Source organism: Streptomyces sp. CNH287 (assembly GCF_000424825.1).
Window position 1 is genome coordinate 222296 of sequence record NZ_AUKQ01000003.1, and the last position, 23730, is coordinate 246025.

General features: G+C 73.9%; 20 protein-coding genes. 9 read left to right on the top strand and 11 right to left on the bottom strand.

The genetic code is table 11. The annotated features are described in order from the left end of the window. The first annotated feature begins 123 nt into the window (after positions 1 to 123). Both H299_RS0100955 and tesB read left to right on the top strand, forming a co-directional pair. On the top strand, positions 124 to 1281 hold the full coding sequence (locus H299_RS0100955; protein ID WP_027746885.1) for an acyl-CoA dehydrogenase family protein: 1158 nt from the start codon (positions 124 to 126) through the stop codon (positions 1279 to 1281). Continuing rightward, the gene (gene tesB, locus H299_RS0100960; RefSeq protein ID WP_027746886.1) at positions 1278 to 2156 is read left to right on the top strand and encodes an acyl-CoA thioesterase II; all 879 of its coding nucleotides are present in this window, start codon (positions 1278 to 1280) and stop codon (positions 2154 to 2156) included. The genes H299_RS0100955 and tesB overlap by 4 nt, the downstream gene beginning before the upstream one ends. A 32-nt stretch (positions 2157 to 2188) precedes the next feature. On the opposite strand, the gene erm is transcribed toward tesB, so the two are convergent. From erm to H299_RS0100975, 3 genes are all read right to left on the bottom strand, one after another. Next, positions 2189 to 2950 (bottom strand): ErmE/ErmH/ErmO/ErmR family 23S rRNA (adenine(2058)-N(6))-methyltransferase, encoded by a 762-nt coding sequence (erm, locus tag H299_RS0100965; protein ID WP_027746887.1) that lies wholly within the window; start codon positions 2948 to 2950, stop codon positions 2189 to 2191. Between the two features lie 272 nt (positions 2951 to 3222). Next, positions 3223 to 3354, bottom strand: a complete 132-nt coding sequence (locus tag H299_RS40090) for a hypothetical protein (RefSeq protein ID WP_486587103.1) — start codon at positions 3352 to 3354, stop codon at positions 3223 to 3225. A gap of 92 nt (positions 3355 to 3446) precedes the next feature. Next, positions 3447 to 4253, bottom strand: a complete 807-nt coding sequence (locus H299_RS0100975) for a phosphatase (RefSeq protein ID WP_199782374.1) — start codon at positions 4251 to 4253, stop codon at positions 3447 to 3449. Positions 4254 to 4367: 114 nt separating this feature from the next. Here H299_RS0100975 and speB point away from each other — a divergent pair, with 114 nt between their 5' ends. Next, a complete protein-coding gene (gene speB, locus H299_RS0100980) occupies positions 4368 to 5351 on the top strand; it encodes an agmatinase (protein ID WP_027746889.1) in 984 nt (327 codons plus the stop codon). A 537-nt stretch (positions 5352 to 5888) separates the two neighbouring features. Further along, the gene (locus H299_RS0100985) at positions 5889 to 9800 is read left to right on the top strand and encodes an ABC transporter ATP-binding protein (RefSeq protein ID WP_027746890.1); all 3912 of its coding nucleotides are present in this window, start codon (positions 5889 to 5891) and stop codon (positions 9798 to 9800) included. Positions 9801 to 9875: 75 nt separating this feature from the next. Here the strand turns inward: H299_RS0100985 and H299_RS0100990 are convergent, their stop codons facing one another. Continuing rightward, entirely contained in the window at positions 9876 to 10109 is a 234-nt protein-coding gene (locus H299_RS0100990; RefSeq protein ID WP_027746891.1) for a hypothetical protein, read from the bottom strand. Between the two features lie 17 nt (positions 10110 to 10126). Further along, positions 10127 to 10642, bottom strand: coding sequence for an NUDIX domain-containing protein (locus H299_RS37255; protein WP_051261997.1), 516 nt, complete (start codon positions 10640 to 10642; stop codon positions 10127 to 10129). 153 nt (positions 10643 to 10795) lie between these two features. Between H299_RS37255 and H299_RS0101000 the strand changes: the two genes are divergently transcribed. Then, positions 10796 to 12259 carry a S28 family serine protease gene (locus tag H299_RS0101000; RefSeq protein ID WP_027746892.1) on the top strand — a complete coding sequence of 488 codons (1464 nt, stop codon included), beginning with the start codon at positions 10796 to 10798 and terminating at the stop codon, positions 12257 to 12259. 99 nt (positions 12260 to 12358) lie between these two features. Here the strand turns inward: H299_RS0101000 and H299_RS0101005 are convergent, their stop codons facing one another. The 3 genes from H299_RS0101005 to H299_RS31455 all read right to left on the bottom strand — a co-directional run bounded on the left by H299_RS0101005 (position 12359) and on the right by H299_RS31455 (position 15447). Beyond that, positions 12359 to 13174: a sugar phosphate isomerase/epimerase family protein gene (locus H299_RS0101005; protein WP_027746893.1), complete on the bottom strand. Its 816-nt coding sequence runs from the start codon at positions 13172 to 13174 to the stop codon at positions 12359 to 12361. Positions 13175 to 13178: 4 nt separating this feature from the next. After that, positions 13179 to 14228 carry a helix-turn-helix domain-containing GNAT family N-acetyltransferase gene (locus tag H299_RS0101010; RefSeq protein WP_027746894.1) on the bottom strand — a complete coding sequence of 350 codons (1050 nt, stop codon included), beginning with the start codon at positions 14226 to 14228 and terminating at the stop codon, positions 13179 to 13181. 94 nt (positions 14229 to 14322) lie between these two features. Then, entirely contained in the window at positions 14323 to 15447 is a 1125-nt protein-coding gene (locus tag H299_RS31455) for a LacI family DNA-binding transcriptional regulator (protein ID WP_051261998.1), read from the bottom strand. 224 nt (positions 15448 to 15671) lie between these two features. On the opposite strand from H299_RS31455, the gene H299_RS0101025 reads away from it, so the two are divergent. The 3 genes from H299_RS0101025 to H299_RS0101035 are packed head-to-tail and all read left to right on the top strand — an operon-like array spanning position 15672 to position 18877. Beyond that, complete coding sequence (locus H299_RS0101025; RefSeq protein ID WP_027746895.1) at positions 15672 to 16829, top strand: Gfo/Idh/MocA family protein; 1158 nt, start codon at positions 15672 to 15674, stop codon at positions 16827 to 16829. Next, entirely contained in the window at positions 16826 to 18040 is a 1215-nt protein-coding gene (locus tag H299_RS31460) for a dihydrodipicolinate synthase family protein (protein WP_078512363.1), read from the top strand. Before H299_RS0101025 ends, H299_RS31460 begins: the two co-directional genes overlap by 4 nt. A 3-nt stretch (positions 18041 to 18043) precedes the next feature. Beyond that, complete coding sequence (locus H299_RS0101035) at positions 18044 to 18877, top strand: sugar phosphate isomerase/epimerase family protein (protein WP_027746896.1); 834 nt, start codon at positions 18044 to 18046, stop codon at positions 18875 to 18877. A gap of 256 nt (positions 18878 to 19133) precedes the next feature. Here H299_RS0101035 and H299_RS0101040 read toward each other — a convergent pair whose 3' ends face one another. Both H299_RS0101040 and H299_RS0101045 read right to left on the bottom strand, forming a co-directional pair. After that, a complete protein-coding gene (locus H299_RS0101040; protein WP_027746897.1) occupies positions 19134 to 20054 on the bottom strand; it encodes a LysR substrate-binding domain-containing protein in 921 nt (306 codons plus the stop codon). A gap of 73 nt (positions 20055 to 20127) precedes the next feature. Beyond that, the gene (locus H299_RS0101045) at positions 20128 to 21450 is read right to left on the bottom strand and encodes a serine/threonine-protein kinase (RefSeq protein ID WP_078512364.1); all 1323 of its coding nucleotides are present in this window, start codon (positions 21448 to 21450) and stop codon (positions 20128 to 20130) included. A gap of 185 nt (positions 21451 to 21635) precedes the next feature. Between H299_RS0101045 and H299_RS0101050 the strand changes: the two genes are divergently transcribed. Next, on the top strand, positions 21636 to 22934 hold the full coding sequence (locus tag H299_RS0101050) for a class-III pyridoxal-phosphate-dependent aminotransferase (protein WP_027746899.1): 1299 nt from the start codon (positions 21636 to 21638) through the stop codon (positions 22932 to 22934). On the opposite strand, the gene H299_RS0101055 is transcribed toward H299_RS0101050, so the two are convergent. Then, positions 22918 to 23520 (bottom strand): hypothetical protein, encoded by a 603-nt coding sequence (locus H299_RS0101055; protein ID WP_027746900.1) that lies wholly within the window; start codon positions 23518 to 23520, stop codon positions 22918 to 22920. The two genes, H299_RS0101050 and H299_RS0101055, sit on opposite strands and share 17 nt — an antisense overlap. Positions 23521 to 23730 lie beyond the last annotated feature (210 nt).

Sequence of the window (23730 nt, forward strand, 5' to 3'; positions counted from 1 at the left end):
CGTCCGGTAACTTCGAGGCATTCCTGAGCAAGCGCTTAGGTTCTGTCCCGGAGCAGTTCACCAGCCGCGATCCACCCGCTGGTGAGAAGGCGGGCCGCAGTTCGGCCGCGGAGGAGGTGCGCTGTGCGACGTACGGTGTTCAACGAGGACCACGAGGCGTTCCGCCGCACCCTGCGGGATTTCATCGCCGCCGAGGTCGTGCCCTTCTACCCGGGCTGGGCGGCGCAGGGCTTCGTGCCGCGCGAGCTGTACCGGAAGCTCGGCGAGCTGGGCGTCTTCGGCATCGAGGTGCCGGAGGAGTACGGCGGCGCGGGCGAGACGAGCTTCAAGTTCAACGCCGTGATCAACGAGGAGTGCGCGCGGGCCGGGGTCAGCTTCGGCGGCTCCAGCGTGCACACGGCGCTGTGCCTGCCCTACCTCCTGAAGTACGCCGACGAGGCGCAGAAGCGCCGCTGGCTGCCGGGCTTCGTCTCCGGCGAGCTGATGACCGCCATCGCCATGACCGAGCCGGGCGCCGGCTCCGACCTGGCCGGGATGCAGACGACCGCGAAGCTCTCCGCCGACGGCCGGCACTACGTCCTCAACGGCTCCAAGACCTTCATCACCGGCGGCGTCCAGGCCGACCGCGTGCTGGTCTGCTGCCGTACCTCCGCCCCCGATCCGGCCGACCGGCGCGGCGGCATCTCCATCCTGGTCGTGGACACCGCCTCCGAGGGCTACGCGGTCGGCCGCACGCTCGACAAGCTCGGCCTGAAGTCCTCCGACACCGCGGAGCTGTCGTTCGACGACGTGCTCGTTCCCGTCGAGGACCTGCTGGGCGAGGAGGGCGCGGCCTTCGGCTACCTCGCGCACAACCTGCCGCAGGAGCGGCTGGGCATCGCGCTGGGCGCCTGTTCCCAGGCCGAGGCGGCCGTGCGGTTCGCCTACGACTACGTCAAGGAGCGCACGGTCTTCGGCAAGGAGGTGGCCTCCTTCCAGAACACCAAGTTCGTGCTCGCCGACTGCCGCGCCGACGTGGACGCCATGCAGGCCGTCTGCGACCGCGCGCTGGAGGCGCACGACGCGGGCGAGCTGACCGCCGCCGACGCCGCCTCCGCCAAGCTGTTCACCACCGAGACCGCCGCCCGCGTGATCGACAAGTGCCTCCAGCTGCACGGGGGCTACGGCTACATGACGGAGTACCCGATCGCCCGGCTCTACGCCGACACCCGTGTCACCCGGATCTACGGCGGCACCAGCGAGGTCATGCGGTCGATCATCGCCAAGTCGATGGGCCTGTGAACGCGCTCGCGAGCCTGCTCGACCTGCTCGACCTGGAGCGGGTGGAGGAGGACATCTTCCGGGGCGACAGCGTGCCCTCCGTCGTCCCCCGCGTCTTCGGCGGCCAGGTCGCCGCGCAGGCGCTGGTGGCCGCCTGCCGCACCGTCCCCGCGGGCCGCCTGCCGCACTCCCTGCACGCGTACTTCCTGCGTGCGGGCGATCCGGGGGCGCCCATCGTCTACACGGTCGACCGCATCCGGGACGGGCGCTCCTTCACCACCCGCCGCGTGGTCGCGGTGCAGCACGGGCAGCCGATCTTCCACCTCTCCGCCTCCTGCCAGGCGTACGAGGACGGGCTCGAGCACCAGGAGCCGATGCCCGCCGCGCCCGACCCCGAGACGCTGCCCCCGGCCGAGGAGCTGCTGCCGCGCCACGCGCACCTCTTCCGCGACCCGGAGGTCGCCAGGCGGCTGCTGAAGGCCCGGGAGGCGGTCGATCTGCGCTACGTGGAGGCGCCGCCGTTCGTCAGCGCGGGGCAGCCGCGCGAGCCGCGCTCGCAGGTGTGGTTCCGGACGAACGGCAAGCTGGACGGCGTACGGGACGACCCCACGCTGCACATCTGCCTGGCGACCTACGTCTCGGACATGACGCTGCTGGACTCCGTGCTGCTCGCGCACGGCCGCGGCGGCTGGGCGGTCGGCGACGTGGTGGGCGCCAGCCTGGATCACGCGATGTGGTTCCACCGCCCGTTCCGTGCTGATGAGTGGCTGCTGTACGACCAGGAGTCCCCCACCGCGCAGGGCGGCAGGGGCCTCGGCAAGGGCCGGATCTTCACCCGCGATGGCCGCCTGGCGGTCTCGGTGATCCAGGAGGGCGTCGTCCGGGTGCCGCACTGAGGCGCGGGCGGTCCGCCGCCCGCGCCCCGGCGCTATCCCAGGTCGCGGTAGAGCCGCACCCACTGGTCCGGGGTGACCAGCCCCACGGGCAGCGACTCGTCCAGCCGCAGGGCGCCGAAGGCCGCCCGTACCCTGCGCGTCCGGTAGCGCCGGGTCAGGCTGGCGGCCAGCGAGCCGCCCACGCCCGTGAAGCCGTACTCGACGAACTCCCGGTAGCCGGGCAGCGCCGCGGGCGGCAGCAGCGGCTGCGGGCGGCGTACGAGGCGCAGCAGCGCCGCGTCGGTGCGCGGCACGGGGGTGAAGCGCTCCCGGCCGATCCGGGTGAGCAGCCGCCACTCGTGCTCCGGCCAGGTCCGCACGGTCAGCAGGCTCCAGCGCCCGTAGCCGCCGGTGTGCTTGCGCGCGTACTCCAGCTGGGTCAGCAGCGTGGCCGAGGTCAGCCGGGGGGCGGCCACGCACCAGCGGACGATGTCGGCGGTGCGCGAGAAGGGGATGTTGCCGACCACCGCGAACGGTTCGGCGGGCGGTCGTGCCCGCGTGAAGTCGCCCCGCACCAGGCGGACGCGCGGCTCGGCGCGAAGGCGTGCGCGCAGCCCGGCGGCGAGCCGGGGGTCGATCTCGTAGGCGACGACCCGGCCGGCGGCGCGGGCCAGCGTCCGGGTGAGCGCCCCCTCGCCCGCGCCCGGCTCCAGCACGAGGCTGTCGGCGCTCAGGCGGGCGGAGCGCACGACGCGCTCGATGGTGGCGGGATGGCGCAGGAAGTTCTGGGAAAGCGTCTGACGACGGCGCGGCATGGTGCGGTCCTCGGGTGGAGGACAGGCGCGCGGGCATGGCCGGGGCGGGCCTGTCCGGTTCGATGGGGACACCGGAGGCCCTGGACAGGCGCGAGGACGCGTCGCGGACGCATAAGGCGTGCGACGTGGGACGTACGGCGGGGAGTGCGCATTGCCAGGCGGGCGCGTTCACCTGTGCGACCGGCTGCGGCGGCTGCGCGGGGCATACGCGCGGGCACGGCGCGTGCGGCACCGCGGGCGCGGCAGGCGGCGTGCGGGTGAGCGCGGCGGACTCAGACGCCGGAGGCGTCCTGGCGGACCAGGGCCTGGCGCCGGCCGCGCGGGCGGCAGGTCAGATCGGGACACCGACCGGCGCACCGCGCGTCGGCGCGCGTGCCGTCGGTGATCGCCTGGAAAGCGGACATGGGCGCGACCCTACGAGCGGTCGTGCGGCGTCCGCAACGCGTTTTCCCGCTGCCTGACGCGGCAGGGGAACGAACGTTCAGCCACGCGTCAGTCAGTCCACGGACAGCTGCGCCGCCTCCAGCAGGTAGGCCGTCATCGGCTCGTAGAAGCGCGGGTCGACCACATGGTCGTCCAGCGGCACGGCGACGGAGAGCGTGCCCTCGGCCTCCCCGAGGAAGAGAGCCGGGTCGTTGCAGTCCGCGAAACCGACCGCCTCTATGCCGTGCTGCGCCGCGCAGCCCGCCCAGCCGTGGTCCGCGACCACCAGGTCGGGCGCGGCCTCCTCGTTCCGGGCGAGCGTGTCGAGTATCTGGCGCATCGGCTCCGGCGAGTGCGTGTGCCACAGCGACGCGCCCCGCTCGTACGCCGCGACGCCGCCGAACTGCACGGCCACGCCCTCGTCCGCGTAGATCCCCAGCGGGACGCGCACGATGTCGCAGCCCGCTCCGCGCAGCGCCGCCGCGAGGGTGCCGTGCATGTCCAGGAGGGCGCCGGGGTGCCCGGTCGCGAAGAGCACCCTCCGGCGGTCCTCGGCGGCCTTGCGCAGCTGCGCGGCGGCCCGGTCGAGCGCGGAGAGGGTCAGCTCGGGGTCGATGGTGTCCTGCCCGTGCCGGTGGTCGGGGTCGTCGCTGACGCCGCAGCGCTCGGCCATCACGGCCAGCACGTCCTGCTCGTCCGACCAGCGGTCGCCCAGCTCCAGGCCGAGCCAGTAGTGCCGGTCGCCGTTGGCCAGCTTGCGGTAGTGCGACAGGTTGTTCTCGCGGGGCGTGGCGACATCTCCGGCGATGCGCGTACGGACCAGGTGGTCGAGCAGCTCGGTTCGGGAGGGTGCGGCGGGCAGCGGCAGAGGCAGAGGCATGGCGCCATTGTGACCCGTACTCCAGAGCGATGGACGGTCCGGCGCAAAAGGGTGAGCAGTGCCATCGCATCCGTCCATGTGGAGCGCGGTGGTCCGCTGGTTAGGCTCACGCGCATGAGCATCTCCCCGCAGCAGCACTCCGCCCCCCGCGGCCCCGTCGACTCCTCCCGCGTCCCCCGCTACGCCGGTCCGGCGACCTTCGCCCGGCTGCCCCGGCTGGACGAGGTCGGCGGCACCGCCGACGTCGCGGTGGTCGGGGTCCCCTTCGACAGCGGCGTCTCCTACCGGCCGGGGGCGCGCTTCGGCGGCAACGCGGTGCGTGAGGCTTCCCGCCTGCTGCGCCCGTACAACCCCGCGCAGGACGCCTCGCCCTTCGCGCTCGCCCAGGTCGCCGACGCGGGGGACATCGCGGCGAACCCGTTCGACATCGGCGAGGCCGTGGAGAGCGTGCAGACGGCGGCGGACGGCCTCCTCGACTCGGGCGCCCGGCTGATGACGCTGGGCGGCGACCACACCATCGCGCTGCCCCTGCTGCGCGCGGTCGCCCGCAAGCACGGCCCGGTGGCGCTGCTCCACTTCGACGCCCACCTGGACACCTGGGACACCTACTTCGGCGCCGCCTACACGCACGGCACCCCCTTCCGCCGCGCGGTGGAGGAGGGGCTGCTCGACACCTCCGCGCTCTCGCACGTGGGCACCCGAGGCCCGCTCTACGGCAAGCAGGACCTGACCGACGACGAGAAGATGGGCTTCGGCATCGTCACCTCCGCCGACGTGATGCGGCGCGGCGTGGACGAGGTCGCGCAGCAGCTGCGCGAGCGGATAGGCGACCGGCCGCTCTACGTCTCGGTCGACATCGACGTGCTGGACCCGGCGCACGCGCCCGGCACCGGCACGCCGGAGGCGGGCGGCCTCACCTCCCGCGAGCTGCTGGAGATCCTGCGGGGGCTGGCGGGCTGCGAGCTGGTCTCCGCGGATCTGGTCGAGGTCGCGCCCGCGTACGACCACGCGGAGATGACCTCGGTGGCCGCCTCGCACACGGCGTACGAGCTGACGACGCTCATGTGCCGCCGGATCAGCGAGGCGCGGAAGGTCTGAACCAAGGTGTCGAACGGCGGTTTCCAGCCGTGTTCGAGACCGTGCGGGACGCCCCGTATCGGTACAGGCGCACCGTGTAGCAATGCCCACTGGCGGGCGCGCACGGAACGGCGCTGGTGGGGGAGGCGGAGGGTATTCGGACGTCCACGTAAAGTAGTGTTACGTGCCGCCATCACTTTAATACGCAACGTTACTGATTCTGTTCGGTCAGTGTGCACATCGTGGAAGTTTTCGGCAGACTTCGGATCGTTCCGCGGAACGGGGCGGCGAATGACGGAAGGCGGGTCAGCCCTGTGGGGGGTGCTTGGCCCGCCGAAGGCCACCGACACGACGCCCCGAAAGGTACGGCTCCGGAGAAGTATGCGGCTTCTCCGGAGCCGTCACCGTTTTCCGGCCCCCGGCCTCCCGGCCCCGGCTCCCCGTTGCTCCTGCCCGCCCCGTCCCCGATCCTTCCCCGGTCCGGGATGAAATCCCCCTGCCCAGGCGTTGCAATCTGTCGGCAACAAAACGACAGCCAGGGGAAGGACGCCACGCGTGGTGGTCAGGGAATCGGCGGGGGACGCGGGCCCGGGATGGGCGCGGCGGCTGATCGCGTACTGCTGGCGGTACCGGAGGAACGTCCTCCTGGCGCTGGGATCGTCGCTCGCGGGCATGGGCATCATGGCCCTGGTCCCGCTGCTCACCAAGGTGATCATCGATGACGTGGTGGTCGGCCGGGACGGCGGGATGGCCCTGTGGATCGGCCTGCTGCTCGCCGCCGCGGTCGTCGTCTACGGGCTCACCTTCGTCCGCCGCTACTACGGCGGCCGGCTCGCCCTCGACGTCCAGCACGATCTGCGCACCGAGATGTACGGCGCCATACTCCGGCTCGACGGGCGCCGCCAGGACGAGCTGAGCACCGGCCAGGTCGTCGGCCGCGGCACCAGCGACCTCCAGCTGGTGCAGAGCCTGCTCTTCATGACGCCGATGATGATCGGCAACATCCTGCTCTTCGCCGTCGCGCTCGTGGTGATGCTCGTCCTCTCGCCCCTGCTCACCCTGGTCTCGATCGCCGTCGCCCCGCTGCTGTGGTGGATAGCCGGGCGCAGCCGCATCCGGCTCTTCCCCGCCACCTGGTACGCCCAGCAGCAGGCCGGCGCCGTCGCCTCCGTGGTGGACGGCGCGGTCACCGGTGTGCGCGTGGTCAAGGGCTTCGGGCAGGAGCGGCAGGAGACCGGAAAGCTCCGCGACATCAGCCGTACGCTCTTCGCCGCCCGGCTGCGCACCGTGCGCCTCAACGCCCGCTACACCCCCGCGCTCCAGGCCGTGCCCTCCATAGGGCAGGTCGCCATGCTGGCGCTGGGCGGCTGGATGGCGACCCGCGGCCAGATCACGCTGGGCACCTTCGTCGCCTTCTCCACCTATCTCGCGCAGCTGGTCGGGCCCGTCCGGATGCTCGCGATGATGCTCACCATCGGCCAGCAGGCCCGCGCCGGGGTGGAGCGCGTCTTCGACCTCATCGACACCGAGCCGGAGATGCGGGAGCGCCCGGACGCCGCCGAGCTGCCCGCCGACGCGGACGCCTCCGTCGAGTTCGACGACGTCACCTTCGGCTACGGCGACGCCGCCCAGAGGCACCGCCCGGTGCTGGACGGCTTCAGCCTGCGCATCGAGCCCGGCGAGACCGTCGCCGTCGTCGGCACCAGCGGCAGCGGCAAGTCCACCGTCTCGCTGCTGCTGCCCCGCTACTACGACGTGACCGGCGGCGCCCTGCGTATCGGCGGGCACGACGTACGCGACCTCACCCTCGAATCCCTGCGCGCGGCCATCGGGCTGGTCCCGGAGAACAGCTTCCTCTTCTCCGAGACCATCAGCGCCAACATCGCCTACGGCGCTCCGCAGGCGACCGAGGAGCAGATCCGCGAAGCCGCCCGCGCCGCCCAGGCCGACGGCTTCATCACCGACCTCCCCGACGGCTACGACACGACCGTGGGAGAGCAGGGCCTGACTCTCTCCGGCGGGCAGCGGCAGCGGATCGCCCTGGCCCGCGCCATCCTCACCGACCCCCGGCTGCTCGTCCTCGACGACGCCACCTCCGCCGTCGACGCCCAGGTCGAACACGAGATCCACGAGGCGCTGCGCTCCGTGATGGCGGGCCGCACCACGCTGCTCATCGCACACCGCCAGTCCACCCTCGCGCTCGCCGACCGGATCGCCGTCCTGGACGGCGGGCACCTCGTCGACCTCGGCACCCATGACGAACTCACCGAACGCTGCTCGCTCTACCGGCGGCTGCTCACCGACCCCGACGAGCTGGCCGAGACCGAACGCGACCCGGCGGGCCGGGCCGGACCCGGCGGGCCGGACGGGCAGGACGCGCACGACGGGCCCGCCGCCTTCGACGCGGCGACCGGCGTCACCCCCGCCCTGTGGGTGCGCGCGAACGGCTCGGCGCGCGCCGCCGAGGGCGGCGGCCCAGGCGCGGGCGCGGTCACCGCGGCCGCGCAGAGCGGACGCCCCGGCAGCTTCGGCGCCGAACTGGGCGCCATGCCCGGCAGCCCCGAACTCCTCGCCCGCGTCGCCGCCCTGCCGCCCGCCGACGACACCCCCGACGTCGACGAGCAGCAGGCCGAACGGACCGAGGAGTCGTACGGGCTGCGCCGCCTGCTGCGCGGCTTCGGCGCGCCGCTCGCCGTCGCGCTCGTCTTCGTCGCGCTCGACGCCCTTGCCGGGCTGCTGCTCCCGATGCTCATCCGGCACGGCATCGACGAGGGCGTACGCGAGACGGCCCTCGGCGCCGTCTGGGTGGCCGCGGGGCTGGCGCTGCTCGTCGTCGTCGCCCAGTGGGGCGCGCAGACCGGCGCGATGCGGCTGACCGGGCGGGCGGGCGAACGCATCCTGTACGCCCTCCGGGTCAAGATCTTCGCGCAGCTCCAGCGGCTCGGCCTCGACTACTACGAACGCCACCTGACCGGCGCCGTGATGACCCGGATGACCACCGACGTGGACGCGCTCTCCACCTTCCTCCAGACCGGCCTGGTCACCGCCGTCGTCTCGCTGCTCACCTTCTTCGGCATCCTGGTGGCCCTGCTGGTCATCGACGTCCAGCTGGCCCTGCTCGTCTTCGCCACCCTGCCGCTGCTGATCGTGGGCACTTTCTACTTCCGCCGCCAGAGCGTCAAGGCGTACGAGCTGGCGCGCGAGCGCGTCAGCGGGGTCAACGCCGACCTCCAGGAGACCGTCGCCGGGCTGCGGATGGTGCAGGCGTTCCGCCACGAGGAGGCGGGCGCCGACCGCTTCGCGGCCCGCAGCGGCGCGTACCGCGAGGCGCGGGTGCGCGGCCAGTGGCTGATCTCCGTCTACTTCCCCTTCGTCCAGCTGCTGGCCTCCGTGGCGACCGCCGCCGTGCTCGTGGTGGGCTCGGGGCGGGTCGGCGACGGCACGCTGACGGCGGGCGCGCTGGTGGCGTACCTGCTCTACATCGAGCTGTTCTTCGCGCCCGTGCAGCAGCTCTCCCAGGTCTTCGACGGCTACCAGCAGGCGTCCGTCTCGCTCGGGCGCATCCAGGAGCTGCTGCGCGAGCGGACGAGCACCCCGGTGGCCGCCGAGCCGGAGCCCGTGGGGGAGCTGCGCGGCGAACTCGCCTTCGAGGGCGTCGGCTTCCGCTACGCGAGCGCGGACGCGGAAGGTGCTGCGGAAGACAGCGCGGCCGGCGGTGCGGCAGGCGCTGCGGACGCCGGTGCGCCGCAGGGCGTCGCCGTGGACAGCGGCGAGGCGGCGCTCTCCGGTATCGACCTGACCATCCCCGCCGGGCAGACCGTCGCCTTCGTCGGGGAGACCGGCGCGGGCAAGTCCACGGTGGTCAAGCTGGTCGCCCGCTTCTACGACCCCACCGAGGGCCGCGTCCTGGTGGACGGCGCCGACCTGCGCGCACTGGACCTGGCCCAGTACCGGCACCGCCTGGGCGTCGTGCCGCAGGAGCCCTACCTCTTCCCGGGCACCGTACGGGAGGCCATCGCCTACGGGCGCCCGGAGGCCACCGACGCCGAAGTGGAGGCGGCGGCACGGGCGGTGGGCGCGCACGACATGATCGCCGCGCTCTCGGACGGCTATCTGCACGCCGTCTCCGAGCGGGGCCGCAACCTCTCGGCCGGTCAGCGGCAGCTGATCGCGCTGGCCCGCGCCGAGCTGGTCGACCCGGACATCCTGCTGCTCGACGAGGCGACGGCCGCCCTCGACCTGGCCACCGAATCGCTGGTCAACCAGGCGACGGACCGGCTGGCCCGGCGGCGCACCACCCTGGTCGTCGCCCACCGGCTCAGCACGGCGGCGCGCGCGGACCGGGTCGTGGTGCTGGCGCACGGCCGGGTGGCCGAGACGGGCACGCACGCCGAACTGCTGGAGCGGGACGGGCACTACGCGCGGCTGTGGCGGGTGTACGCGGGCGAACCGCAGCCGACAGCCGCATAGCCGGAGCGGGAGCTGGGGCAGGCTCTGGTGCTGGCGCAGGGCCAGGGGCTGGCTCCGGCCACCCCGCCCGCCGCGTCAGCCGCGCCGCCCGCCCCGGTTGCGCGGGTGGTCACGCGCCGTCCGTTCGTTGCCGCGCTTGTAGTTCCCCGTCCAGCGGGCCATCACCAACTGCGCGTCCCCTGACCGGACCTCATGCAGGAACCGGTCGGCGGACGGGCCGCGCAGCCGCGTCGCGGGGCGGCCGTGGTGGCTGATGAGCACGCCGGCTCCCGGCTGCTCCTGGTAGGTGAATCCTTCGGGCTTGGGCATGCGCCGGAGGATACGGCTCACACGCCGCAGCGCGCGATCAAATACTCGTCCACCGTCTGCACCACGCCCGAACCGCCGGGGACCTCCGGCATCGCCTCGGTCCCCTCCCGCCAGTGCACGGCGGAGATCTCGGAGTTGGGCACGAAGGCGTCCGGCACCAGGACGGAGGCGGTGTACACCGCGCCGTACAGGAGCCTGCGGCGCAGCCCGAGCACGGTCTTGGCGAACCCGGCGAAACGCAGCGCGTCCTCGGTCAGACGCTGGCCGGTCTCCTCCCGCAGTTCGCGCACCGCCGCCGCGCGCGGCGTCTCGCCCGGCTCGATGCCACCGCCGGGCAGCTCCCAGCAGGCGCGCTCGCGCTCGTGGACCATCAGCACCCGACTTCCGTGCCGCAGCACGACCAGGGCGTAGCCCACCTCCGCGTCCTCGAACCGGGCGTCCTCGGGGGCCTGCTGGAGGGCGAGCAGGGCCATGCCGCGCGGGCCGGTGACGAGCGGCTGGAGGGGGTCTGGTCTGGCAGCGGGTCCGGTCATGCGGGCGAGCCTACGGCCACGGCGGGGTACGGCCGTACGGGGCGGGTGGGGTGGCACACCGGTGCCGGGACTGGCGGAGCCACCGGTACGCCGATAAGTTCACCGCGACCTTTGAGAGCTAACGGCGAGGGTGAGGCCGTAAGGGGAGGACGCATGCGCAAGGTGCTCAGATGGCTGCTGTCGCTCGTGGTGCTCGCGGGCACCATCGGTGTCGGCGGCGCCTCGGCCGGGGCCGCCACCGCGGCCGGGCAGGCCGACCGTACGGACACCAGCCGCACGGAACGCACGAACCGCACGGCGGGCAAGGACATCAGGGACCGGATTCTCGCGATCCCGGGGATGAGCCTCATCGAGGAGAAGCCGGTCGACGGGTACCGCTTCTTCCTGCTCGACTACGAACAGCCCGTCGATCACCGAAAGCCGCGCGCGGGCACGTTCAAGCAGCGCATCTCCGTCCTGCACAAGGGCGAGGACCGGCCCACGGTCTTCTTCACCTCCGGCTACAACCTGAGCGAGCAGCCCCGGCGCAGCGAGCCCACCCAGGTCGTGAACGGAAACCAGGTCTCGTTGGAGTATCGATTCTTCACCCCGTCCCGCCCCGATCCCGCCGACTGGACGAAGCTCGACATCTGGCAGGCGGCCAGCGACCAGCACCGCGTGCACCGGGCGCTGAAGCGGATCTACGACCAGCGGTGGGTCTCGACCGGCGGCAGCAAGGGCGGCATGACCGCGACGTACTACCGCCGCTTCTACCCCCACGACATGGACGGCACCGTCGCCTACGTCGCGCCCAACAACGTACGGGACCACGAGGACTCGGCGTACGACGACTTCTTCGCCCAGGTCTCCACCCCCGAATGCCGCAAGCGGCTCGGCGACCTCCAGCGTGAAGCGCTCGTGCGCCGGGACGAGATGGTGGCGCGCTACGCCGAGGCCGCGGAGAAGGAGGGCTACACCTTCGAGCTGGTCGGCTCCGTCGACCGCGCCTACGAGGTCGTCGTGCTCGACTTCGTCTGGGCCTTCTGGCAGTACCAGACGGAGGCGCGCTGCGCCGAGGTCCCGGCCACCTCGGCGGGGACGGCGGAGATCTACGCCTTCCTCGACGACGTCGTGGGCTTCGCCTCGTACGCCGACCAGGGCATGACCCCGTACGTGCCGTACTACTACCAGGCGGGCACCCAGCTGGGGCAGCCCGACGTACGCACGCCGGAGCTGGCGGATCTGCTGCGCTACCCGGGCATCAACGTGCCGCGCAGCTTCGTGCCCCGCGAGATCCCCATGCGCTTCGACCACCGGGCCATGAAGGACATCGACCGCTGGGTGCGCGGGCAGTCCTCCGAGATGCTCTTCGTCTACGGCGAGAACGACCCCTGGGGCGCCGAGCCGTTCCGCCCCGGCCGCGGCAGTGAGGACACGCACGTCTACACCGCGCCCGGCCAGAACCACGGCGCCAACATCGCCTCGCTCCGCGACGGGGACCGCAAGGCGGCCACCGAAGCGCTGCTGGACTGGGCCGACGTGGCGGCACCGGAGACCGACTCCGGCGCGCGGCGGCTGACGGCCCCCGACGCGCAGCTCGACCGGCCCGACCCGCACGAGCCGAAGCTCCGCCCGTAGCACCACCGGCCACCCGGGCAACGAGGCGCCCGCCGTGCGATCCCGCGCGGCGGGCGCCTCGCGTTCCGCGTTCCGTGCGCCGTGCAGCGCCGCGCCGTGCTACGCCGCCGCCGAGAGCAGCCGCAGCAGGTGCTCGCGCACCGGCGCCAGCGCCCCGGCCAGCTCCGGCACCTGGGGATACCAGCGCTTCTCGTACTCCCAGCACAGCCAGCCGTCCCAGCCCGCGCGGCTCAGCAGCTCCGTCACCTCCGCCAGCGGCAGCACTCCGGAGCCGGGCGGCAGCGGCGCGGTGTCCTCGGCCGAGGCGATGTCCTTGACCTGGACGTAGCCGAGGTACGGCGCCAGGTGGCGCAGCGTCTCCGCCGGGTCCTCGCCGCCGAGCCAGGTGTGCATCACGTCCCACAGCGCACCCGCCGAGGGGCCGCTGCCCTGCCCCGGGCCGCCGAGCCGACTCAGCACGCGGGCGGCGGCGGCTCCGGTGCGGTGCGAGTCGTGCGTCTCCAGCAGGACGCGCGGGCCCAGGTCGGCGGAGAGCGGGGCGACGGCGGCCAGCCTGCGCACCGCCGTCGCGTCCGCCTCGGCGGGTGAGCCGTCCCCGCCGCCGGGGAAGACCCGCACCCAAGGTGCCCCCAGGTCGCGGGCCAGCTCCAGCAGGGCGCGGGTCTCCCGGAGGAACTCCACGTCGTCCCCGGGGGCGGCGGCCTGCGCGTATCCCGCCAGCGCGAGGATCTCGACGCCCGCAGCCGCGAACCGCTCGACCACCTCCACCCGCTCGGTCAGGGAGAGGCCCGGGTGCACGGGCTCCTCCGGGTGTGCGCGCAACTCGACGCCGTGGAAGCCGGTGTCGGCGGCGAGCCGGACCACGTCGGGGACGGGCAGGCCGGGGACACCGAGGGTGGAGAAAGCCAGTCGCATGCGCTCAGAGGATCAGACGCCAGTCCTGCCCGACAAGCTCCGCGCCGTAACTCCGGTGCGGATTCTCCGCCGTCAGGGTGAATCCCGCCCGCTGGTAGATCCGCCGGGCCGCACCCAGCACGCTGTTCGTCCAGAGCACCAGCTCGCGGTAGCCCGCGGCGCGGGCGAAGTCGACGCACGCGCGCACCAGCAGGTCGCCGATGCCACGGCCACGGGCGGACGGCTCCACCAGCAGCAGCCGCAACCGCGCGGTGACCGGCGCCCCCTGACCGCCCGGCGCGTCCCGGACGCACATCACCGCACCCACCGGGACACCGGCCGACTCGGCTATCCACACCCGGTCCCACCGCGGATCGCGTATCTCCGCGAAGTCGGCGACGATGCGGGCCACCAGCGCCTCGAAGCTCGCATCGAAGCCGAACTCCCGCGCGTAGAGCGCGCCGTGCCGCTGGACGACCCAGCCCAGATCGCCGGGGACCGGCGCCCGCAGGGTGACCTCGGCCTCGGGTGCGGACGGCGCCTCGGGTGCAGACGGTGCCTCCGGGTGGGCCGCTGGCTCCCCGCCTCGGCCCCGCGGCCCGTCCTCCCTGCCGTCCTGCGCCCCGCCCTGCCGCCCGCCGCGCCCATCGCGCTGTTCGTCACCGAGCAGCGCCCGTATGGTGCCCATCGCCTCCGTCAGCCGGGCGCGGTCGGGCGCCGCCACCGAGGCGAGCATCCCCTCCACCGACTCCAAGGTCCGCTCCTCCAGCAGCGCGGCGGCCTCCCGGCCCTCTCCGGTGAGGCTGACCCGGCGCCGCCGGGCGTCCTCGGCGGACTGCTCACGCACCAGCAGGCCGTCCTTCTCGAACCGCTGGAGGAGACGGCTCAGATACCCCGCGTCCAGGCTCAGGGTGAGGCGCAGATCCGCGGCCTCCAGCGGGGCGACCCGCGCCAGCTCGTAGAGGATGCGCGCCTCGGTCAGCGTGTACGGCGTGTAGAGATGCCTGCCGTAATCCAGCGCACCGATCAGATTCGTGTAGAAGCGGTTGAAGGCCCGGACCTCGGCGACGGACATGCGCACCTCCGAATATCTTTGACTCAGTCAAAGATATTCGAGTCGCAGCGCCGCCGGAAGTCCACGAAAGGATGAACACCCGCGGCCGCGGGGCTCAGCGGGCGGTGCCGGCCACGGCCTCCGGCGGAGGCCCCTGCCGCGGCGGTGCCGTGGACGCCCGGGTGATCAGCTCCGCCGGTACGGTCGCCACGCCGCCCGGCGGCGCGTCCTCGCGCCCGACCGCGAGCCGTCCGGCGCGGGCTCCCGCGCTGTGCAGCGGCAGCCGCACGGTGCTGAGCGGCGGGTAGGCGTCCAGGCAGGCGGGCAGGTCGTCGAAGCCCGCGACGGAGACGTCCTCGGGAACGCGCAGCCCCTGGTCGCGCAGCGCGGCGCAGACGCCCAGGGCGACCGTGTCGTTGGCGGCCAGTACGGCCGTCAGATCCGGTGCGCGGCGCAGCAGTTCGAGCGCCCCCTGGTAGCCGGAGGTGCGGTCGAACGCGCCGCCGTACACGGTCAGGCGCGCGTCGCCGGTGGGCAGTCCCTGTGCGGCCAGCGCGCGGCGGTGCCCTTCGAGCCGGTGCCGGGAGGTCGTACGGTCGGCCGGTCCGGCGACAAGGCCGATGCGGCGGTGGCCGAGGGAGAGCAGGTGCTCGGTCAGCCGCTGGGCGCCACCGGTGTTCTCGAAGGCCAGGGTGGTGATTCCGGTGCCGGAGGGAGCGCCCCCGGCGGCGGGCTCCTCGCCGACGGCGTCGCCGCCGGCCGGTGCGGCCAGCGGGGGCCGCCCGCACAGGACCACCCGGGTGCCGCCGTCGGACATGCGCCGCAGCCGGGCGGCCAGCGCGGCCTGGTGCGCGTCGCTCTCGACGGCGCCGCCGGTGACCACGACGGCGGCGGCGCGCTGGCGCAGGAGCAGGGTGAGGTAGGTGAGTTCGCGCTCGGGCGAGCCGCCCGTGTTGCAGACCACGGCGAGCTTGCCGTCGCCTATCTCGCTCTGCACCGCGCCCGCGATGATGCCGAAGAAGGGGTCCGCGATGTCGTTGACCAGCACGCCGACCAGGTCGGAAGTGGCGGCGGCCAGGGCGCTGGCCGGTCCGTTGACGACGTACTCCAACTCTTCGACGGCGCGCAGCACGCGGTCGCGGGTGGCCTCCGCGACCGGGTAGTTGCCGCTGAGCACGCGCGAGACGGTGGCGGCGGAAACCCCTGCCCGTGCGGCCACGTCGGCCAGGGTCACTGCCATCGAACTCCTCCAGGGCTCGCCGGATGCGGGGCAGCGTCATGATCTCACCCCGCGCCCGTTCCCGGGGGCGGCTTCCCTGCTCTCTTGCCGCGGCACGGCGTTCTGCATAACCTGCCGGAGGGTAAGCGCTTTCTTTCCACGGGCGGGCGCCCTCCCGCACCCCCGGCACGCACCCGCCCGGCCCCAGTCCAGCTCAGTCCAGCTCAGCCGACCGAGAGGCAGCCGTGACACGTCAGACACTGCGCATCGCCATGAACGGGGTGACCGGACGCATGGGCTACCGCCAGCATCTGGTGCGCTCCCTCCTCGCCCTGCGCGAGCAGGGCGGTCTCGACCTCGGCGACGGCCGGGTCCTGTGGCCCGAGCCGGTGCTCGTGGGCCGCCGGGAGGGCGCTCTGCGGGCCCTCGCCGAGCGGCACGGGCTGGACGCGGACGCCGTCAGCACCGACCTGGACGCCGTCCTCGCGGACGACACCGTCGACGTCTACTTCGACGCCCAGGTGACCTCCGCGCGCGAGGACGCGCTGCGCCGGGCCATCCGCGCGGGCAAGCACGTCTACACCGAGAAGCCGACCGCCCTCGGCCTCACGGGCGCCCTGGAGCTGGCCAGGCTGGCGCGGGAGGCGGGCGTACGGCACGGGGTGGTGCAGGACAAGGTGTACCTGCCGGGCCTGCGGAAGCTGAAGCGGCTGATCGACGGCGGCTTCTTCGGCCGAATCCTCTCCGTGCGGGGCGAGTTCGGCTACTGGGTCTTCGAGGGCGACTGGCAGGAGGCGCAGCGCCCCGCCTGGAACTACCGCGCGGAGGAGGGCGGTGGCATCGTGGCGGACATGTTCCCGCACTGGGAGTACCTGCTGCACGACCTGTTCGGCCGGGTGACCTCCGTGCAGGCGCTGGCCGCCACGCACCTGCCGCGCCGCTGGGACGAGGAGGGCCGGGCGTACGAGGCCACCGCCGACGACGCCGCGTACGGGGTCTTCGAGCTGGCGGGCGGGGCCGTCGCCCAGATCAACTCCTCCTGGGCGGTGCGGGTCAACCGCGAGGAGCTGGTCGAGTTCCAGGTCGACGGTACGCACGGCTCGGCCGTGGCGGGACTGCGCCGGTGCCGCGCGCAGCACCGCTCCGCCACCCCCAAGCCCGTCTGGAACCCGGACCTCCCCGCCACCGAGGACTTCCGCGCGCAGTGGCAGGAGGTGCCGGACAACGGCGAGTTCGAGAACGGGTTCAAGCTCCAGTGGGAGGAGTTCCTGCGCCATGTGGTGCTTGGGTCCCCCTGGCCCCGCGACCTGTTCGCGGGCGCGCGCGGGGTGCAGCTGGCCGAGCTGGGCCTGCGCTCGTCGGCCGAGGGGCGCAGGCTCGCGGTACCGGAGCTGGCGCCGTGAGCGGGCCCTGCGGAGACGAAGGGCACGCCACCGGCCCGGAGTCCGGCTCCGGCCCGGCCCGCAGTCCCCGGCGCTCCCGTACGCCGGTCCCGCCCGCGCCTGGCCCCACCACCCCCCTTCCGGAGTCCGCCGCTCCCGCGCCGCCGCCCCGTACCTTCCTCGCCGCCGCCCACGTGGTCGCGGACCCGCGCGCCGACGTCTCCCCGGACGGCCCGGCGGCCCTCGACTGGGACGCGACGCTCGCCTTCCGCCACCACCTGTGGTCCTGCGGCCTGGGCGTGGCCGAGGCGATGGACACCGCGCAGCGCGGCATGGGACTCGACGCGGCGGGCGCGGTGGAGCTGATCCGCCGCTCGGCGGCGGAGGCGCGCTCGGTGGGCGGGCTCCTGGCCTGCGGCGTCGGCACCGATGCCCTGACGGCGGCCCGGCCGGGCCTGGACGCCGTACGGGCCGCGTACGAGGAGCAGTTGGAGCTGGTGGAGGGCTGCGGCGCGCAGCCCGTACTGATGGCCTCGCGCGCGCTGGCGGCCTGCGCCCGGGGCCCGCAGGACTACGCGGCGGTCTACGGCGAGCTGCTGCGCCAGGCGTCCCGGCCGGTCATCCTGCACTGGCTCGGGCCGATGTTCGATCCGGCGCTGGCCGGCTACTGGGGCAGCACCGACCTGGACGAGGCCACGGACACCTTCCTGCGCATCCTGACCGCACACGCGGACAAGGTCGACGGCGTGAAGATCTCGCTGCTGGACGCCGGGCGCGAGGTGGCGCTGCGCAGGCGCCTGCCCGCGGGCGTCCGCTGCTACACCGGGGACGACTTCCACTACCCCGAGCTGATCGACGGCGACGTGCACGGCCACAGCCACGCGCTGCTCGGCGCCTTCGACCCGCTCGCCCCGCTGGCGGCGCAGGCCCTGCGCGCGCTGGGCGCGGGCGACGCGGCGGGCTGCCGCGCGCTGCTGGACCGGAGCGTGCCGCTCGCCCGGCACCTGTTCGAGCCGCCGACCCGGTTCTACAAGACCGGTGTCGTCCTGCTCGCCTGGCTCGCCGGGCACCAGAAGCACTTCACGATGGTCGGCGGCCTCCAGTCCGCCCGTTCCCTGCCCCACCTGCGGCGCGCGCACCGGCTCGCCGACGAGTTGGGCCTCTTCCCCGATCCCGAGCTGGCCCGCGCCCGAATGGCCCGGCTCCTCTCCGTCCACGGAATGGACTCCTGACCCATGAGCGCTCCCGCACGTTTCTCCCTGAACCAGATGACGGTCAAGCAGCTCCCGCTCCCCGCGCTCGTCGAGGCGTGCGCCCGCGCGGGGGTGCCGTACGTCGGCCTGTGGCGCGAGCCGGTCGAGGAGTACGGGGTCGCCGCGGCGGCGAAGCTGGTGCGGTCGGCGGGACTGCGGGTCAGCTCGCTGTGCCGGGGCGGCTTTCTGACCGCCGAGGGTCCCGACGCGCGCAAGCGGGCGCTGGACGACAACCGGCGGGCCCTGGACGAGGCCGCCGAACTGGGCACCGACACCCTCGTGCTGGTCTCCGGCGGGCTGCCCGAGGGCAGCCGGGACCTGGCGGGCGGGCGCGAGCGCGTCGGTGAGGCGCTGGCCGAACTGGGCCCGTACGCACAGCAGCACGGCGTCCGGCTGGCGGTCGAGGCGCTGCACCCGATGTACGCCGCCGACCGGTGTGTGGTCTCCACCCTCGGCCAGGCGCTGGAGCTGTCCGAGCGCCTCCCGGCCGAGCAGGCGGGTGTCGTCGTGGACACCTACCACCTGTGGTGGGACGAGCGGGTGCCCGAGCAGTTGGCCCGGGCGGGGGAGGGCGGCCGGATCGCCGCGTTCCAGCTGGCCGACTGGATCACCCCGCTGCCCGCCGGGGTCGTCACCGGGCGCGGCCAGCTCGGCGAGGGCGCGATCGACCTGCGCGCGTTCGCGCGGCGGGTCGACGCGGCGGGCTACGCGGGGCCGGTGGAGGTGGAGATCTTCAGCGAGGAGCTGTGGGCGCGGGACGGCGCGCAGGTGCTGGAGGAGACGCTGCGTGCCTACGCGCGGCACGTGGCGGAGTGAGCGCGGCGGGCTGAGAGGCAGCGCGGCGGGCTGAACGCGGCGAGCGGAAAAGAAAGTTCCGCCGGCGGTACAACCCTTCCCGTGAGTCGTGGGTCACACCAGTGTCGGATCTCTCTGGGGGGATGCAGAGAGGGAAATCCGAGGGGGGATACGAGAGGCCCCGGCCGCCACGCGCGGCCGGGGCCTCTCGAAGTTTCCCGCCCGCCGTCGTGCGGTCGTGCCGTCGCGCGTTCGTGCGATGCCGTCCTGCCGTCCCTCAGTCCGCGGCGGCGGCCCGCGGCCCGAGCGCCGCCCCGCGGGCGCGCAGCTGCCCGAGCACGACCTGCGTCGCGGGCAGCGGCACCGGCCCGGCCGGTACGGCGGCCAGGACGTGCCGGGTCAGCGCGGGCGTCAGCGCGCGGACGGCGACGGCGTACCGTTCGTCGACGGCGAGCGCGGGCAGCGCGGCGACGGCGAGCCCCGCCTGCACGTGCTCCAACAGCAGCGCGTAGCTGGAGTAGCGGCCCGCGACCACCGGTTCGAACCCCGCGCGGCGGCACAGCCGCGTGACGTGGTCGCACAGGTAGCAGCCGGGCTGGTCCATGGCCCAGCGCTCGTCGGCCAGCGCGGCGAGGTCGGTGGTGTCCGCCGCCGCGCCCGGGTGGTCCTGCGGCAGCACGAGGACGACGGGGTCACTGGTGAGCGGCACCTGGTGGATCTGCTCGTCCACCGGCAGCCAGCCGTCGGCCAGGTCGTAGACCACGGCGAGGTCGACGTCCCCGCGGCGCAGCGCCCGCAGGCTGTGGTGCGGTTCGAGTTCCGTCGTGGTGATCCGCAGCCGTGGGTGCACGCGGTGGAGCCGGGCGGCGACCGGCAGGACGAGGGCGTGCAGGGCGCTGGAGAAGGCGGCGATCCGCACCTCGCCGACGGGCTCCGTACGCCGCTCGGTCAGGTCCGCCTCGGCCGCCTCGATGTGCCGGAGGATCTCCCGCGCGTGCGCTGCGAGGCGGATACCGGCGGGCGTCAGGCTCACCCGCCGTCCGTGGTGCTCCAGCAGCACCGTCCGCGACTCCCGTTGCAGGACGGACAGCTGCTGCGAGACCGAGGACGGGCTCAGGTCGAGCGCCTCGGCGACCGCCCGGACGGTGCCGAGGCTCTCCAGCTGGGTGAGCAGCCGCAGCCGCCAGGGGTTGAGCACGGGGCACCTGTCCCAGGGGTCGTGCGCGCGGTCGCCCCGGCGGCGCCGCGTGGCGGAACACGCAGAGACTAGGTCACCACTGGTACCCGCGGTGCAGGTAGCGCCCCAGCGCGTACGTGATGCCCGCCTGCCACTCCGCGAGGCGGGCGGACCTGCGCGCGTTGATCTCGCAGTCGTACGCCGAGCCGTCCAGCAGGGTGACCAGGACGGCCAGCCGGGTGCGGCGCACGGTGCGGAAGGTGACGGTGGCGATCTCGGACCAGGTGAACTCGACCTCCACGCCCGCCTGGTCCAGGTCCGCGTCGGTCTCCACCTGGGAGAGGGGCAGGCCCCGCCCGTTCAGCACCAGCTGCACGCCCTCCGCGTCGATCACCACGCTGGAGTCGGCGTCGGTGGCGATGAACGCCTCGCCGCCGGGGTCCGGCACGAACGGCGGGTGAACGGGCTCGGGCGGCGGGGGAACGGGCTGGGGCGGCGGCGCCGGGGACAGCTGGGTCGGGGTGTACGCGGGCGGCGGGCCCGCCCGCAGCGCGGCGCGCGGGTCGGGTACGGGAGCGCCGCCGGGGGGCGTGGCCGGTGCGGCGCCGCCCGTCAGCTCTTCGAACCAGTCGAGGAGCCGTTCCGTGCCGGGGCGCGCGGCCGGGTCCTTCGCCAGGCAGGCCGCGGCCAACTCGCGTATCGCGTGTGGGAGTGCGCTCAGGTCCGGCGGCTCGTGCACCGACCGGTACATCTGCCCCATCGGCGTGCCCGCGCCGAAGGGGGAGCCGCCCGCCGCCGCGATGAGCACCGCTCCCAGGGCGAACACGTCGGCGGCGCCCGTCACGTCCTCGCCCAGCGCCTGTTCGGGCGCGAGGAAGCCGGGGGTGCCGAAGGCGTGTCCCGTCGCCGTCATACGGGTCGACTCCACCGCGCGCGCGATGCCGAAGTCCAGTACGCGGGGGCCGTCCTCGGCCATGATGATGTTGCCGGGCTTCAGGTCGCGGTGGACGAGGCCGCAGCGGTGAATGGCCTGGAGCGCCTCCGCGAGCGCGGCGCCGAGCGCCGCCAGGCCGCGTGCGTCCATGGGGCCCTGGCCGTCGATGCGGGCGGAGAGCGTCGGGCCGGGCACGTAGGCCGTCGCCAGCCACGGCACCCGCGCGTCCGGGTCGGCGTCGATGACCTGCGCGGTGTGGAAGCCGCCGACGGCGCGGGCCGCCGCGACCTCGGCGCGGAACCGCTCGCGGAAGGCGGGATCGGCGGCCAGTTCGGGCTTGGCCACCTTCACGGCGACCGCGCGCCCGCCGCGCGAACGGGCCAGGTACACGGCGCCCATGCCGCCCTCGCCGAGTTTCCTCTCGATGACGTACGACCCGATGCGGTCACCGGGCACCGCGCCTCTGTCCGCCCCCACGCTCAACCGACTCCCCTTCCGCTCACCCGGACGACCCTGCGGTAGAGATCCTCCCACCGCCGCCTCCGGCCCGAGCGCCCGGTCGCCGGGCGGCCGAGCCGGTGCTGCGCCGCATTGTTCGGTATTTCCGCACACGCAGCGCACAAATCGTCGATGGACCCGCGCAGCGGTGCGCGCCTAGCGTGCGCCGCATGACGAACTCCACGCGATTCTGGTCGGACGTCGACCGCCACGTCATCCGCTACGGCTCCGCCTTCACCCCGGAGATCATCGAACGCGCCCAGGGCAGCTACGTCTACACCGAGCAGGGCCGCCCCATCCTGGACTTCACCTCGGGCCAGATGAGCGCGATCCTCGGGCACTCGCACCCGGACATCGTGGCCACCGTGCGCGAGGGCGTGGGGAAGCTGGACCACCTCTTCAGCGGCATGCTCTCCCGCCCCGTGGCCGACCTGTCGCGCCGCCTGGCCGGGACACTGCCCGAGACGCTGTGCAAGTCCCTGCTGCTGACCACCGGCGCGGAGGCCAACGAGGCCGCGGTCCGGCTGGCCAAGCTGGTGACCGGCAAGTTCGAGATCGTCTCCTTCAGCCGGTCCTGGCACGGCATGACCCAGGCCGCCGTGGGCGCGACGTACAGCGCGGGCCGCCACGGCTACGGCCCGGCAGCGCCAGGCAACCTCGCGATCCCGACCCCGAACGCGTACCGCCCGGACTTCGTCACCCCCGAGGGGGAGCTGGACTGGCGCCGCCAGCTGGACCACGCGTTCGAGCTGGTCGACGCCCAGTCGGTCGGCAGCCTCGCCGCGTGCCTGGTCGAACCGATCCTCAGCTCGGGCGGGCTGATCGAACCGCCGCCCGGCTACCTCGCCGCGCTCCAGGCCAAGTGCCGCGAGCGGGGCATGCTGCTGATAGCCGACGAGGCGCAGACCGGCCTGTGCCGCACCGGCAGCTGGTACGCCTTCGAGCGGGCCGGCATCGTCCCGGACATCCTCACCCTCTCCAAGACCCTCGGCGCCGGGCTGCCGCTGGCCGCCGTCATCACCGGCGAGGAGATCGAAGCGCGGGCGTACGAGCGGGGGTTCCTCTTCTTCACCACCCATGTCTCCGATCCGCTGGTCGCCGCCGTGGGCAACACCGTCCTGGACGTACTGGAGCGCGACGACCTGGCGGCGCGTGCCGAGGAGCGGGGCGCGTACCTGCGTGCCGGGCTGGCCGAACTCCAGGAGAAGCACCAGGTGGTGGGTGACGTGCGGGGCCGGGGGCTGTTCCAGGGCATCGAGCTGGTGACCGACCGGGAGACCAAGGAAAGCTCCGACGAGCTGGGGCAGCGGGTCACCCGCCGCTGCCTCGAACTCGGGCTGCACATGAACATCGTCCAACTGCCCGGCATGGGCGGCGTCTTCCGCATCGCGCCCCCGCTGACGAGCACGGAGGCCGAACTCTCGGAAGGACTCCAGATCCTCGACCAGGCCCTCACCGAGTCTGTGTAGGGCCGGTCGCCCGCCGCCGTCTCCAGTACGCGATCGTGGCCACTCCCAGCAGGGGACCCCACAGGAGGAGCGGGGTGTAGGTGGCGTAGAAGACCGCCGCATCCCAGCCGCCCGCCTCGCCCGGGTGGTTCGCGGGGGTGGGCTCGCCGCTCAGGGTGACTCCGGCGAAGACCGCGGTGAAGCCCGCGCTCCACACGGCCGTCAGGATCACGGCGCCCAGGGCGGCGGGGGCGACGGCGGCCAGTGTCGGCACCCGCTGGCCGCCCAGGACGGGAACCCAGCGTGGGAAGACCTCGCCCCAGCCGGCAATCAGTCCCACGGCCGTGAAGGCCAGCAGTTCGGACGCGATCGACAGCAGGACCACGTACACCGGCAGCGGCAGCCAGCCCGGCAGGTCGCCCCTTCCGTGGCCGTCTTCGGCGAAGATCACCGCGATCCGCCAGATGCCGGACGGCAGCACGGTGAACGGCACGGCGAGGGCGGCGATCCGCGCCCAGCGCGGCACCCCGGCCACCGGCGCGTGGGCGGCGGACCAGACGGCGCGCAGCCGTCCGGGCGCGGGCTGCGGTGCGGCGACGACGGTCACGGGGGCGCTCCTGGGGTCACACCGGGCACCAGCTGCCCGGCTGCTTCCAAGCTCCCAGCGGCGCCCCCGGCCGCGCGTCCCCCGCCGCGTCGATCCCCTCCGCCGCGCGGGGGAGACGGGGGCCGTCCGCCCGGCGTACGCACCCGGCGGTCACCGTGTCCTGGCCATCGCGAGCAGCTCGGGGACGCCCTCCGCCGTCGCGTGAGCGCC

What these genes read in the sequence shown, in the direction of transcription:
- H299_RS31455 (WP_051261998.1), bottom strand. Translation starts at nt 15,447, where the DNA reads ATGGCAGTGACCCTGGCCGACGTGGCCGCACGGGCAGGGGTTTCCGCC.
- H299_RS40090 (WP_486587103.1), bottom strand. Translation starts at nt 3,354, where the DNA reads ATGTCCGCTTTCCAGGCGATCACCGACGGCACGCGCGCCGACGCGCGG.
- H299_RS37255 (WP_051261997.1), bottom strand. Translation starts at nt 10,642, where the DNA reads ATGACCGGACCCGCTGCCAGACCAGACCCCCTCCAGCCGCTCGTCACC.
- erm (WP_027746887.1), bottom strand. Translation starts at nt 2,950, where the DNA reads ATGCCGCGCCGTCGTCAGACGCTTTCCCAGAACTTCCTGCGCCATCCC.
- H299_RS0100975 (WP_199782374.1), bottom strand. Translation starts at nt 4,253, where the DNA reads ATGCCTCTGCCTCTGCCGCTGCCCGCCGCACCCTCCCGAACCGAGCTG.
- H299_RS0100990 (WP_027746891.1), bottom strand. Translation starts at nt 10,109, where the DNA reads ATGCCCAAGCCCGAAGGATTCACCTACCAGGAGCAGCCGGGAGCCGGC.
- speB (WP_027746889.1), top strand. Translation starts at nt 4,368, where the DNA reads ATGAGCATCTCCCCGCAGCAGCACTCCGCCCCCCGCGGCCCCGTCGAC.
- H299_RS0101050 (WP_027746899.1), top strand. Translation starts at nt 21,636, where the DNA reads ATGACGAACTCCACGCGATTCTGGTCGGACGTCGACCGCCACGTCATC.
- H299_RS0101010 (WP_027746894.1), bottom strand. Translation starts at nt 14,228, where the DNA reads ATGTCCGTCGCCGAGGTCCGGGCCTTCAACCGCTTCTACACGAATCTG.
- H299_RS0101035 (WP_027746896.1), top strand. Translation starts at nt 18,044, where the DNA reads ATGAGCGCTCCCGCACGTTTCTCCCTGAACCAGATGACGGTCAAGCAG.
- H299_RS0101000 (WP_027746892.1), top strand. Translation starts at nt 10,796, where the DNA reads ATGCGCAAGGTGCTCAGATGGCTGCTGTCGCTCGTGGTGCTCGCGGGC.
- H299_RS0101005 (WP_027746893.1), bottom strand. Translation starts at nt 13,174, where the DNA reads ATGCGACTGGCTTTCTCCACCCTCGGTGTCCCCGGCCTGCCCGTCCCC.